The sequence below is a fragment of the Massilia glaciei genome (genome assembly GCF_003011895.2).
In the GTDB taxonomy this organism is placed as follows: domain Bacteria; phylum Pseudomonadota; class Gammaproteobacteria; order Burkholderiales; family Burkholderiaceae_D; genus Telluria_A; species Telluria_A glaciei.
Window position 1 is genome coordinate 1 of sequence record NZ_PXWF02000267.1, and the last position, 11956, is coordinate 11956.

The window sequence follows — 11956 nt, forward strand, 5'->3', positions numbered from 1 at the left end:
GCCGCCGCAGATCGTTTCCACGCCGCTCACATGTTTAACCAGCAAATGGTCGTCGACCACGCCCTTGGCGCCGGGCATCCGCAAACGGATCGGGCGGTTCGCCTCGGTCAGGCCGGCCCATTCAAACGGTCGGTTCATCCAGTCCATGTTTTTCCTCCCAAACGGACGATGCCGTTGTGCATCAGCGATGCGGAACTAGCAATTTGATCGCTTCCGATTGCCGCGCCTTGCGCCGTATCAATTTTTTTCCGTTGCACAGGAAGCACTGGGAGGATCCCCGTCATCCTCCAAGAGATCCGCCCGGATCAACATGGGGGCAATGAATATGACTTTGCGCAAAGAGTGCTGGGGGCCGTGCGACTGCATGCGGAAATGTCCGCGCCGCCAGTGGGGGGACACCGCGTCATGGGCGCCATGAGCATGGCCGGGCAGCGTTAGCGGTCCCAGCAAAATTTTGTCGTACAGCTTGTCCACGTGGCGGCGAGACTTGGCCGCTTTTTTGGGGCCGAGCCGCTTGAGTTGCAGTAACGCCTCCGAATAGGGCGCATGCGTTTCCCGGCGGGCCTGTTCCACATTCCAATACAGGAACACCTTGGTGCAGAGCTGCGCGATGGGCAGGTGGAGGCCAAGCGCCCGATCCGGGTTCTTGGCACAATTGCGTTCAATGACGTCCACCAGGGACTCCCGCTCATCGCCGGCGATCAGCGTGATGGTGCTGGCCGAGAACGCCGCCTGGCCTTGCACGGTCCAGATTGTCACCAATGCGACTGCGCGCTGTGTCTCGCGCACCGACTCGAGCACATACACCCCCTCAACCCGCGCCTCGCCGCAGCCTTCCGCCCGCGCCGTCTGCATATCCGCGCCGAACTTAATGAAGCATGCGGGCATGGGCGGGCGCAGCAGTCCAACCGGTATGTCGGCGCCCAAATCGGAGCTGGCCAGCAGGCGCTGGAGCGCGGGCGTTAGTTCGATCAATGCGTGCGGCCGGCGCAGGTACATCAGCGGCGCCGCCGCGAAGACGGCCGACATGTCCAGATCTTGCTCGTCGGGCGGCGCGACGACCCCATGCCCCCAGATCGGATCGCTCCGCAAAGCCTTCTTGACCAGATTCACGCACTTTTCGAAATGGTTGCGCGGATTGGCGATGATGCGGTCGGCCACCGAGTCGTTGGCGCCCGCGCCTTCCTGCCATTCGGTCCATCGTTGCCAAGCCGGAACGAGGCCAGCATTGCGCGCGATCACGGGATGCGGCAAGGGGGAGGCGCCTATGCATTCATTGATCGTGGCCAGGAAATGCAGCGGGGGCGCCGGCGCGTTCGATTGCCGCTGCGCCGCCGCGACCGTCCTGAGCGACAGGGCGGGCCCTTCGTGCTGCCCCGGTTTGTCCAACGAGGCGTGGATTGCTTGTGGCGGCTTGGCATCCATACGGATTTTCCTTTCTTCAGCCGCCCGTCAAACAGTCCGGGCGGCGGTCCGACAGCGTTGTGAATCAGGAGCCAGGGCCGGCCGTGGAAGTTGATGCGCTTTTTTAAACGGCCCTGGCCCGGCCCCGCAACCGGCGGGGCCGGGCCTACGAACTTGCTTTTCGTCATCGTAGAGTCAAACGTTGCCATGCGGGAGCTCCTGCCGTTGACGGGCATCAAGGCGCCGCTTGTTTCCCCGCCAGCCCAGTTGATCGGGAAACCTTCGCGGCCTTTTTGCGGAATTTCCATACGGAAATTACCTTTGGTGTGCCGTTCAACAACAGTTTTCTGGCCAGAAAAATAATCTGGAAGTTTTCATTTGTTGGGCGTATATTCGTGAAAAAGAATTTTCACTTTCACATTTGATGAATAAATATTTTCCTCCAAGGAGGATTTAATTACTCATCAGCAACAGGCGCGAACAAAGGAGCGCGCACCCCAGCAGGCCTGCGACAACAACCAGAACCGCCTACGCGGTCACCCAATTTTTGGAGACGAAACAATGAAGATGAGTACGTATTTGAAAGGCGCGCTGTCGCTCGGCGCCGCGACGCTGGGACCGCTTTGCTTCGCGGCCTGCCTCACGACCGAGGTCGAACCCAACAATTCCGACAAGTCGGCCAACACCGGCCTGTGCTCGGCCACCGCCGCCAGCGGCACCATCTCGTCGTCGAGCGACTACGACTGGTACAAGCTCGACGTGGCGGCCGCGGGCGCCATCAGCATCAACCTGGCGCACGACAGCGGCATCGACCTCGACTGGTACCTGTACAAGGCGACCGGCTCCTACGTGGCCTACCGCTCGACCGCGAGCAACCCCGAGACGGGCAGCTACAACGCCACCGCCGCGGGCACCTACTACCTGCGCGTGAAAAACTACACGGGCACCGGCCGCTACACGCTGACGGCGACCTTCCCGCAGTCGGGCACGACGCAGCCGCCACCGCCGCCGGTGGCCTGCACCTTCCCGACCGGCGTCAACCTCGGCAAGACCGGCAACGCCACGCCCAAGGCGACCGCCACCACCGGCGGCGTGATGCTCATGGGCGGCGGACCCGACGTCGACGCGGCCATCAAGTGGATGAACACCAAGTCGGGCGGCGGCGATTTCGTCGTGATCCGCTCGACCGGAACCAACGGCTACAACGACTACATCTACGGCCTAGGCGGCGTGAACTCGGTGCAGACCCTGCTCATCAACACCGTGGCCGAGGCCAACGACGCCTGCGTGGTGCAAACGATCAAGAACGCCGGCGCCGTGTTTTTGGCCGGTGGCAACCAGGCCGACTACATCAATTACTTCAAGGGACAGGGTGTCGGCAATGCCTTGAACTACCTGATCAACACCAAGGGCGCGCCGGTCGGCGGCACCAGCGCCGGCATGGCGATCCAGGGCCAGTACTTCCATCCGGGCGGGGCGGCCGACGACACCAGCGTGCTGCTCAAGCCGACCTCGATCGCGATCGGGAACAACTTCCTGAGCAATTCACTGATGACCAACATCGTCACCGACACCCATTTCCTGCAGCGCAACCGGCAGCCGCGCCTGACCACCTTCCTGGCCAGCAGCATCTACAATTACGGCGCCCAGTGGCAAAGCATGCGCGGCATTTCGGCCGACGAGGGCACCGCAGTCACGATCGAAGCGAACGGCGCGGCCAAGGTCTTCGGCGTCGGTTACATCAATTTCGTGTCGGCCACGGGCGCGGCCGAGACGCTGGCGCCGAACACTGCGCTGACCTGGTTCGTCGGCAGCCAGGCGCTGCGGGTGTACCAGGTGCAGGGCACGGCCACCGGCACCAACACCTTCAATCTCGGCACCTGGAGCGGCAGCGGCGGCACGACCCGCTACTGGTACGTCAACAACGGTACCATGACGATCAACTGATTCCGAGCCAACACTAATTCCAAGGAAATGACAATGCAACTATCTATCAAAACGGCTCTCGCGGCGCTGGCCGCCGCACTGAGCATGGGCGCGCAGGCCGCGAACCAGAATCAGGACTACGTGTACACGCCGGCCAACGGCGTGCACGAGGTGAAGTATTTCCACGCCTGTTACGACACCACCGATCCAGGACCGCGCACCAAGGTCAACGTGCGCATGAACGGACTGGCGACGGGCGACGTGACGATTGCCACCCGCGCGGTCGAGGAGGGGCAGCCGTCGACCGAGATGGTCACCTTCCGGCTCAAGAACATGAACGCGAGCCTGAGCGTGCAGTTCCGCAGCAACGATGGCGCGCATTGCCAGCAGGGCGTGCAAAGCATCGCGTTCAGCAATGCCGTGCTGCGCGGTCGCGGCGAGCTTAACGCCTTCAGGTAAGGCGGCCGGGGCGCGCCGGCCTTTGCATGGTTGGCGCGTACCACCCGTCCTGCGCCCGGCGCTCATTGAGCGGGGCAACATAAAGCCATTTATTGGGCAGCGCTACCGCAACTCGCCGGTAGGGTGCTTCGTTTCAGGTGTGCTAGAGTTCAATGAATTATTGACATTTAATTGCGCGTGAAACCTTAGATTGCCATGGACAGTTCATCGCTCCGATACCAAGTTGAAACAGCCAGCCCCGTTGGGGAGGATGCTGCGCGCCACTTGTCAGGTTCGGCCACGGGTCAAGCGGGCAGTACGCTGCAAGAAGCCGGGCTCCTAAGTAAAGACGGGACGCTCGAATGGTTCTAGCCATCGCCATTGCCATGGTTGTTGCGGTTGGCCTGTTCCTGGTGGCGCTGGGCTTGGCAGCGTTGTTTCGCCCACCAGCGGCGCGGCGCTTCCTCCTCGGCTTTGCCGGCTCGGCCGCAAAGCACTACGCTGAACTGGGTATCCGCTTGGCCGTCGGTGCAGCCTTGCTCATCGCTTCGCCGAGCATGGTCGGCTCGGAAGTGGTCGCCGGTGCTGGTTTGGTCTTGCTGGTCACAACCGGATTCATGCTTTTCCTACCTTGGCGGTGGCATCGGGCCTTTGCTCTGAAAGCGGTGCCCAGCGCATTGGCATACCTGCCCATCATCGGGCTTTCATCAGTCGCCTTGGGGGTGGCGGTACTCTGGTCGCTCCTCGCGACGAGCGCTGTCTGACTTGGCGCTCAAGCGCACTGGCCGCCGGACCGGACTTCCTGTGTTGAAAGTGTTAAGCGGCCCGGCGCCCTACGTCTACAGTAGGGTCTCGCTTCACTTCACCTAACGTTGGACCGGCTCGGCCCTTTCCTCAAGAGCCTTTCCGATATACGGTTCAGCGCGGTACAGTGGGGACTGGCCTCGCCACACCCCGCGGACGGTGTCGCGCAGATCAAGCCGCATCGGCAAGCACATGGGTGCTCTCTGGAAGATGCGCGCTCATTGTCAAGCGGCGCTTTTGCGCTTTTGACGGCGACGAACCAGGGCACCCATACCCGCCAAACCCAGCAGGCCGATACCGGCCACCGGCAGCGGCACCGGGCTCGGCGCCGATGACGCCATCGGGTTGCCGTGCAATTCGGCCGGGAACGGGCGCGGACCGACTGGCACGATCTTCCAGTCCTTCTGGTCGGGCGGCGTGCGCCTCATGAATTCATCGAACGAAAAAACCGGATTCGACCCCATCGCCCGGCTCGACGGGATCTGCGGAATCCTTACCAACACGATCGCCTCGACATCACCCTGCAACTGCTTCTCGTACGCGGTCAGTTCGCGCGCCAGTCCCGGCGCCGCGCCGACCAGTTGCAGCAGGTCGCTGCCGGCCGCTTCAAACGCCACCGCCGGATACAAGCGGGTCTGTTCCTCGGTCAGGTAATCGTAGATTTTGCGCCCGCTGGCCAGGCTCATCTCCTTGACCGAGAGGTAGCCATAGGCCCCGATCGCCTTCAGGCTGCTGGTGGCCCCGCGTTCGGGCACGTTCCAGCCGAGCGCCTTGAACACATCCATGCTGATGCCGGTGCAGTTGGCCGCCGCGTGGGCGTAGGTGAAGTCGTGGCGGTAGAAGCGGTTGAACACGCGCTGCACGCCGCCCTGGAAGGCGACGGCGGTGCGCGCCTTGCCCAGCACCGCCACCAGCATGTACGAGGGCCGGTAGTACTGCTGGCCGCTATTGAGGTCCATGAGGTAGTTGTCCATCGGAACCGCGGACGCGATGATGCCTTTTTCGCTGATCGAATCGAGGTTGTAGAAGTTGTTAACCAGCCAGTCGGACCATTCGCCCTGCTCGCCAATGGTGCCGGTGGCGATCGCGAAGTGGCCGCCGTAGGCTTCGTCGTCGTCGCCCTGCGCGCCGTTGAGCATAATGCCGAGGACCGGCTTGCCGTGCCATCCGCGCGCGGCTCCAGGCTCGCGCTCCCACAGCAGGCGGGTCGAGAACGGGCTCCTGGCGCCGCCGCCGTCCTCCTGCACAAACGCGGCCAGCGTTTCTCTGGCGCCCAGCGGGCGCGCCACCATGGTGGCCGGATTTAGTACGTAGTCTTTCGGCCACACGGTGCGCGCGACAAATGCCTGCTCTCCGCCTACTTCGGCAACGGTGCCACGCATGCGCACCTGGCGTTCGGAAAAATATTGGGATGTACTTTTGTCCCAGTAGGACAGGTTGGTGGAGATCTTCGGCACCAGGCGCAGCGCGGCGGTGCTGCCGTCGGCGCTGCGCAGCTCGCGCGCGTTGGGCAGAATGGTCACGTTGTCGAGTAGGTGGGGCGAACCAAGCCACACCAGGCCGGGATGGGCGAGGGCCGCCGCTTCCGGGCTGGCGGCCCATTCTTTCACATCGGCCACGGTGGCGCTCTGCGGCTTGTAGCCGGACATGGGCTTACCCGCGTGCGGCACGGCCACCAGGTCATCCTCGAAATACCAAAGGCTTTGCGGCAAGGTGGGGCAATCCTTGCATTTGCCATTGGTGAGGCGGAAGCTGTCGGCCGGCAGCAGGCCAAAACGCTGGCCTTCCAGCGCGCTTTTCACACCCGCCGGCGCAGCGGCCATGGACAGCGACGTGGTGGACATCAGCAGAAAACCGGTGGCGATCGCCCGAAGATTGAACATGAAGGTCCTTGAGTTGTTTAATCAAATCCAACCCTCCGATCCTAAGCCGTTTTTTGAAACATTGCTTTATGATAAATCTTAACTACATGGTTTTGTGGCCTCGGCTTGGCGGGAGGGTCGCGCTGGACATCGTGCCCTTTCCCATCGAACAACGACGCGGATTGACCTGCCAATGCGGATGCTTCGATGGCGATTGGGGTGTGCTAAGGTTGATATTGAGTGAGCAATTTGGTATTTTTCAGGAAATCAGGGGCCGGGGCGCTGGCGCGCCGCTTTACTGCAACACTTGGCTGCATAGGAGGTGGTTTTGTTCTCGCACATCTTTGTTGGTGTCGGCGACTTCGAGCGCGCACTCGCGTTCTACTCGCCACTGATGGCCGCGCTTGGCATGGAGGCGCGCTTCTGCGATAGAAGTCGCCCCTGGGCGGGCTGGCAATCCACACCGGGGCCCAGGCCCCTTTTCCTGATCGGCAAACCGCACGATCAGCTCGCGCCACAGGCGGGCAATGGCAACATGGTTGCGTTCCTGGCGGAGACGCGATTGGTCGTCGACCAGGTTTTCAACACCGCCATCACCCACGGTGGCAGTTCGGAGGGTGCGCCGGGATTGCGGCCCGAGTACCACGAGAACTACTATGGCGCGTACTTCCGCGATCCCGATGGAAACAAGCTATGTGTGGCCTGTCATTCGCCGGCGGGCTGAAGTCCCGCCCCCGGGCCCTTAGTCGTAAACCGTGCCGATCGCGATCGGGCGCGCCGACGTCGTCACCGTGCCCTCCGCGGGCCAGTCGGCAAACCGGAATCTGGCCACCTTGAACAATCCCATCGTGTCGTTCTCGAACGGCTGGCCGTCGACGGCGGCAAGCACCGTCACGCGCTGCGTGCCATCGGTGAAGCGGATCTCCTTCCCGGCGTCGGCCAGGGCATAGATAAAGCTTACGCCGGCGCATTTCTTGCCAATCAGGCGCAAGCGGTAGCCGGACTCCCTCTGCGCGCTCAGCAGCTGATCGCAGGCGGCGCGCAAGTCCGCCACGCGATAGACGCCGTCCTCGCGCTCGCGGATCGAATAGCGTCCGCTGAAATGGTAATTGCCCTTGAGCCGGTTGAGCCGCAAGACCGCGTCTTCGACATAGGCCTGCTTCAACATTGGGACCGTCGCCCGTCCGATCCGGTCGACCGCGATGTCGGCGCTGCTCGTCTCGCCCTCGAGCTCGATGCGCATGCCGTCCATCGGCAGGTCCTTGCGGTTGGGGCGGATCTGCATGTGGGCCTGGATCAGCGGCCGCGTGCGCGTGAATTTTTCGAAAAACGCCGCCGCCGAATACGCGTGCCGATAGCTGTGCCACTCGGAATCCTTCTTCGCGACAATCGTCACCTTTTGCATCGGGGCTTCGCCGCGCGCGCCGGCCGCAAGTGGCAGCAGCGCCGCGAGCACGAGTAAATATTTCATCATTGATCCGCCATCGTTGCCATGAAGCCAAGGTAAAGGCGCGATTCTACCGCCATAATCGCGCCGCTCGTATATGCCGAAGGATATAGATCATGACTTTCGGCACTCCCTGACCGCGCCGGCGCTCTAGTAGAATGCATCCGCTTGGGCTTTTTGCTCGCCCTCCTCGCCGCAACCACGCCCGAAAACCATGCCCTCACGCTTTAAGCACAACCAATTCGTCCTCGGGGCGCTGCTCGCCGCCGTACTGTTCGCCACCATCGAACTGTTCGGCGTCTGGTCGGGCGGCCCCGTGCGAGCGGACTTGAACAACCCCTTGGGCATGCTTTCGCGCGCCGTGGCCGCCTGGTTCACCCCGGCCCCGTCGCTGCTGCGGGCCGGTTCCGACCGCGCGGAGCTGGCATTCACGCTCTTTTTCTACGCCGACGCCGCCCTCGTCGCGCTGTTCATATGGCTGCTGTACCGGCGCGTCGATCCCGGCGCCCGGCGTTCGCCGTCACGCAACGAGGGCCTCATCGTCGCCCAGTTGTTGATCGGACTGTTGATCGATTCGGTCTTGTTCAACATGGTCGTCGCGGCCCAGCTCGCCGCGCTGATGGCCCTGCGACGCGGCCTGGCCTGGCTCGCCGTCCAGGTCGTGGTCGGCCTTGCCGCCGACCTGTACCTGCTGCTCGGCGTCACAGAGCGCCAGGGCATGGCCGACGGCATGGTCTGGACCGTCATGTTCATGGTGAGCCTCGAACGCGTGGTGCAGGCGCTCGCCTTCGGGATCGCCCACATCGTCGGCCGCGAGCGGCGTGCGCGCCTATCGCTCGCCGCCGCCCACGCCGAGCTGCTCGCGACCCAGTCGCTGCTCGGCGACCTGGTGCGCTCGTCCGAGCGGATGCGCATCGCGCGCGACCTGCACGACGTCGTAGGGCACCACCTGACGGCGCTCAATTTGCACCTCGACCTCGCGCTGCGCCAGTCCGACGGCAAGGTTGCCGCGTCGCTCAGGACATCGCGCGACCTGGCGCACGACATGCTGGCCGAGGTCCGCACCATGGTCGGCACCGAACGGCGCGACCAACCCATCCACCTGCGCGAGGCGCTGTTGACCATGTGTTCCGGCATTCCGGCGCCGAAAATCCGCGTCACCTTCGACGACCAATGCGAAATCCATTCGGCCGCGACTGCCCACGCCCTGTTTTACTGCGTGCAGGAAGCGATCACCAACGCGGTCAGGCATGCCCAGGCCAAGCTGCTGACCATCGACGTCGGCTGCCGCGGCGACGCGCTGGTCGTCACCATCGCCGACGATGGCCGCGGCCGTGCCGGCGACAAGGAAGGCAACGGCCTGCGCGGGATGCGCGAGCGGCTGGCGCAGCTGGGCGGCGTCTTAAGCGCGGGCAACTTACCCCTGCGCGGCTTCGGCCTCGCGCTGAGCGTGCCGCTAGCGGGAGTTGCGCCGTGATCCGCGTGGTGCTGGTCGACGACCAGATGCTGGTGCGCAGCGGCATCCGCGGCCTGCTCGAACTCACGCCCGACATCCGCGTGGTGGCCGAGGCGGCCGACGGCGCCGAGGCGGTCGCCGTCATCGCGCAGGCCGGCGCCGACATCCTCCTGCTCGACGTGCGCATGCCGCATTGCAGCGGCATCGAGTTGCTGCAACGCCAGCAAGGGCGGCTGCCACCGACCATCCTGCTGACCACCTTCGACGACGACGAGGCGCTGTTTGACGGCATGCGCGCCGGCGCCAAGGGTTTTCTGCTCAAGGACATTTCGCTCGAGCGGCTGGCCGCGGGCATCCGCAGCGTGGCCGCCGGCGAAACGCTGTTCCGCCCGGCCCTGACCGAACGCGCGCGCGCCTCCTACGAAAGCGCCAACAGCGCCAGCCCGCGCGCCGCCGACGCCCCCATGCGCGAGCGCCTCACCAGCCGCGAAACAGAAATCCTGGCGCTGATGGCGGCCGGCTTCAACAACGGCGAAATCGCCGCCGCGCTCGGGCCGACCGAAGGCACGATCAAAAATCACGTCTCGAGCATCCTCGCAAAACTCAATGTGCGGGACCGCGTGCGCGCGGTCCTGCGCGGACTGGAACTGGGCTATATCTGATGAAAAATTCCTGTCTCCTTCCCCTGGTGCTGGCCTGCGCGGGCGCGCTGGCCCAATCGCCCGTGACGTACATGCCGGAGGGCACCAAAAGCGTCTCCGTCGGCCTCGCGCTCGGCTCCACCCAGCGCGCCGAGGGCAGTAGCGAGCGCACCATGTTCTTGGTTCCCCATTTTTCTATCCTGTGGAGCAATGGGGTGTTCTTGGAGGGCTTGAACCTGGGATTGCAAATGTCGGAGGCGACGAACATGCAATACGGACCCACGCTGTTCTTCGACCTGGGTTCCGAGCGCGCCGACGGTCTTGGCCCTGATGGTAAAAAGCGTTTTGTGCCGGGCGCGTTTTTCAATTTCCAGCCGCTCCACAACGTCTCACTGCAGACTTCAGTCAGATACGGCGCGGCACTTGACGGGGGAGGGGTTTTGTTTCGGGGCGGGGCCGTGTATTGGATGCCGGTCGCTTCGCGCCAATTCATCCACATCGCCACCGGCTTCGAATGGGGCGATGAAACCTACATGCAGTCCTACTACGGTGTTTCGGCGCAGCAGGCGGGCCTCGGGAAAGCACCCGCCTACCATGCGTCGGCCGGCATCAACAACGTGTCCCTGCGCACAGGATGGCGCTGGCAGGCCAGCCGCAAATACACGGTCTCCGCGACCATCAACTTCAGCCGGCTGCGCGGCAGCGCGGCCGACAGTCCGATCATCGAGAGCCGTGCCGCCCGCACTTTTTACACCTCGTTGACGTACAGGTTCTGATATTCATTTTTGCATAGCCTGACACCCAGCTATGCAAAAATGTAGTGCCTGCTAGAAGCTGAATTTGAGGCCGGCTTCGATCTTATTGAGATTGAACATCCGGTTGGGCGCCGGCTTGGTCCTGCCGTAGCGCTCGTAGCCCAGCGTCAACGCGACCTGCTGAGAGATGTTGTACTCGCCGCCGAAGCCAATGAGCGGGCGGGTCATTTTTACGTCTGGTTCGCCGAAGCCGGTCAGCGCAAAACGCGTGTGCGCGACGCCCACCTTGCCATACAGGTTGAAGCGATCGTTGATCGCGTATGTGCCCTTGCCGGCCGCGTAGAACATGCTCGTGTCGATGCGTGAATCGCCGCTCGCACCGGGGCCCGTGTTCTTGAGCGTGATCGAGCCAAAATTCCCGTAGCCTGCCTCCAGCGCGAAATTTCGGTTGAGGTTGTAGCCGCCAAAAATCTTGGCGCCGATGCGTCCACGCTCGGAGATCTTTTCTCCCGTGCGGGAGGTACCGTTCGCCCGATCCGTGCTGCCTAGCGTGAAGCCGGCGTAGGTTTGGGCCGTGTCGTCGGCGTGGGCGATCGGAGAAATAAGGGCGGCTGCCAGCAGTGCGTAAAAATGGTTCTTCATGATGCTCCTTGAGTGATGGGGTTCCGAGCCTGGCGCAAGCACAGGCTCAGTGCACGCAGTCTATGAAAATGCGGCCCCGGGCGCATGTGCCAAAAGGTAGAGAGGCGGCGCTTGGTCCCATTTGTCGCGGAGTCAAAACCTCAAGAATCTAAATCAATGATTTCAAGCAATAGCTTTGGATGGTAGCGCGCAGAAATTCCGAGCACATCTCCAAGGCCATTAAAAGACGCTCCGGCTTCTCTTTTTGGTTCGGCCACCCGAGCGTCTGATGGGCTTCGGCGTGCCGGAGCGCGTCAACCGCACCGTCAATTGAAGCGGGCCTGCGCTCGGGCAGCGCGCCAGTAATCTTGCTCGCACGGCCCCTGAACCGTCCCACCCGCTGAACGCCCCGCGCAGGTGGTGCCGCAAGGTTCGGGCAGGCTTCGGATGTGCCGCCGTCGACCATGGGCTGTGGCTGGGGCTGAGGATGGGGCTGTTGCTGTTGCTGTTGCTGTGGCTGTGGCTGGGGCTGTGGCTCTGGCTGTGGCTGGGGCTGGGGCTGTGGCTGTGGCTGGTGCTGTGGCTGGGGCTGGGGCTGGGGC

11 protein-coding genes are annotated in these 11956 nt (G+C 63.3%); 7 read left to right on the forward strand and 4 right to left on the reverse strand.

Annotated features, from left to right (window positions below; all coding sequences use genetic code 11):
• Positions 1-237 precede the first annotated feature (237 nt).
• On the reverse strand, positions 238-1425 hold the full coding sequence (locus C7C56_RS19300; protein WP_106758999.1) for an AcrVA2 family anti-CRISPR protein: 1188 nt from the start codon (positions 1423-1425) through the stop codon (positions 238-240).
• 540 nt (positions 1426-1965) lie between these two features.
• Between C7C56_RS19300 and C7C56_RS19305 the strand changes: the two genes are divergently transcribed.
• From C7C56_RS19305 to C7C56_RS19315, 3 genes are all read left to right on the forward strand, one after another.
• On the forward strand, positions 1966-3351 hold the full coding sequence (locus C7C56_RS19305) for a pre-peptidase C-terminal domain-containing protein (protein WP_106759000.1): 1386 nt from the start codon (positions 1966-1968) through the stop codon (positions 3349-3351).
• Positions 3352-3384: 33 nt separating this feature from the next.
• The gene (locus C7C56_RS19310; protein ID WP_109246586.1) at positions 3385-3789 is read left to right on the forward strand and encodes a hypothetical protein; all 405 of its coding nucleotides are present in this window, start codon (positions 3385-3387) and stop codon (positions 3787-3789) included.
• Positions 3790-4130: 341 nt separating this feature from the next.
• Positions 4131-4532, forward strand: coding sequence for a hypothetical protein (locus C7C56_RS19315; RefSeq protein ID WP_106759002.1), 402 nt, complete (start codon positions 4131-4133; stop codon positions 4530-4532).
• A 264-nt stretch (positions 4533-4796) separates the two neighbouring features.
• Here the strand turns inward: C7C56_RS19315 and C7C56_RS19320 are convergent, their stop codons facing one another.
• Positions 4797-6455 carry a hypothetical protein gene (locus C7C56_RS19320; protein WP_106759003.1) on the reverse strand — a complete coding sequence of 553 codons (1659 nt, stop codon included), beginning with the start codon at positions 6453-6455 and terminating at the stop codon, positions 4797-4799.
• 307 nt (positions 6456-6762) lie between these two features.
• Between C7C56_RS19320 and C7C56_RS19325 the strand changes: the two genes are divergently transcribed.
• A complete protein-coding gene (locus C7C56_RS19325; protein WP_106759004.1) occupies positions 6763-7158 on the forward strand; it encodes a VOC family protein in 396 nt (131 codons plus the stop codon).
• 18 nt (positions 7159-7176) lie between these two features.
• Here the strand turns inward: C7C56_RS19325 and C7C56_RS19330 are convergent, their stop codons facing one another.
• Positions 7177-7908, reverse strand: coding sequence for a hypothetical protein (locus tag C7C56_RS19330; RefSeq protein ID WP_229458871.1), 732 nt, complete (start codon positions 7906-7908; stop codon positions 7177-7179).
• A gap of 187 nt (positions 7909-8095) precedes the next feature.
• On the opposite strand from C7C56_RS19330, the gene C7C56_RS19335 reads away from it, so the two are divergent.
• The 3 genes from C7C56_RS19335 to C7C56_RS19345 are packed head-to-tail and all read left to right on the forward strand — an operon-like array spanning position 8096 to position 10754.
• Positions 8096-9358, forward strand: coding sequence for a sensor histidine kinase (locus tag C7C56_RS19335; protein WP_106759006.1), 1263 nt, complete (start codon positions 8096-8098; stop codon positions 9356-9358).
• The gene (locus C7C56_RS19340) at positions 9355-9999 is read left to right on the forward strand and encodes a response regulator (RefSeq protein WP_106759007.1); all 645 of its coding nucleotides are present in this window, start codon (positions 9355-9357) and stop codon (positions 9997-9999) included. The genes C7C56_RS19335 and C7C56_RS19340 overlap by 4 nt, the downstream gene beginning before the upstream one ends.
• Positions 9999-10754, forward strand: coding sequence for a MipA/OmpV family protein (locus tag C7C56_RS19345; protein WP_106759008.1), 756 nt, complete (start codon positions 9999-10001; stop codon positions 10752-10754). Before C7C56_RS19340 ends, C7C56_RS19345 begins: the two co-directional genes overlap by 1 nt.
• 51 nt (positions 10755-10805) lie before the next feature.
• On the opposite strand, the gene C7C56_RS19350 is transcribed toward C7C56_RS19345, so the two are convergent.
• Positions 10806-11375 carry an outer membrane beta-barrel protein gene (locus C7C56_RS19350; RefSeq protein WP_106759009.1) on the reverse strand — a complete coding sequence of 190 codons (570 nt, stop codon included), beginning with the start codon at positions 11373-11375 and terminating at the stop codon, positions 10806-10808.
• Positions 11376-11956: the final 581 nt, after the last annotated feature.

Excerpts from the sequence above, each read along its gene's own strand:
- C7C56_RS19300 (WP_106758999.1), bottom strand. The coding sequence starts at position 1,425 with ATGGATGCCAAGCCGCCACAAGCAATCCACGCCTCGTTGGACAAACCG.
- C7C56_RS19305 (WP_106759000.1), top strand. The coding sequence starts at position 1,966 with ATGAAGATGAGTACGTATTTGAAAGGCGCGCTGTCGCTCGGCGCCGCG.
- C7C56_RS19310 (WP_109246586.1), top strand. The coding sequence starts at position 3,385 with ATGCAACTATCTATCAAAACGGCTCTCGCGGCGCTGGCCGCCGCACTG.
- C7C56_RS19315 (WP_106759002.1), top strand. The coding sequence starts at position 4,131 with ATGGTTCTAGCCATCGCCATTGCCATGGTTGTTGCGGTTGGCCTGTTC.
- C7C56_RS19320 (WP_106759003.1), bottom strand. The coding sequence starts at position 6,455 with ATGTTCAATCTTCGGGCGATCGCCACCGGTTTTCTGCTGATGTCCACC.
- C7C56_RS19330 (WP_229458871.1), bottom strand. The coding sequence starts at position 7,908 with ATGATGAAATATTTACTCGTGCTCGCGGCGCTGCTGCCACTTGCGGCC.
- C7C56_RS19335 (WP_106759006.1), top strand. The coding sequence starts at position 8,096 with ATGCCCTCACGCTTTAAGCACAACCAATTCGTCCTCGGGGCGCTGCTC.
- C7C56_RS19345 (WP_106759008.1), top strand. The coding sequence starts at position 9,999 with ATGAAAAATTCCTGTCTCCTTCCCCTGGTGCTGGCCTGCGCGGGCGCG.
- C7C56_RS19350 (WP_106759009.1), bottom strand. The coding sequence starts at position 11,375 with ATGAAGAACCATTTTTACGCACTGCTGGCAGCCGCCCTTATTTCTCCG.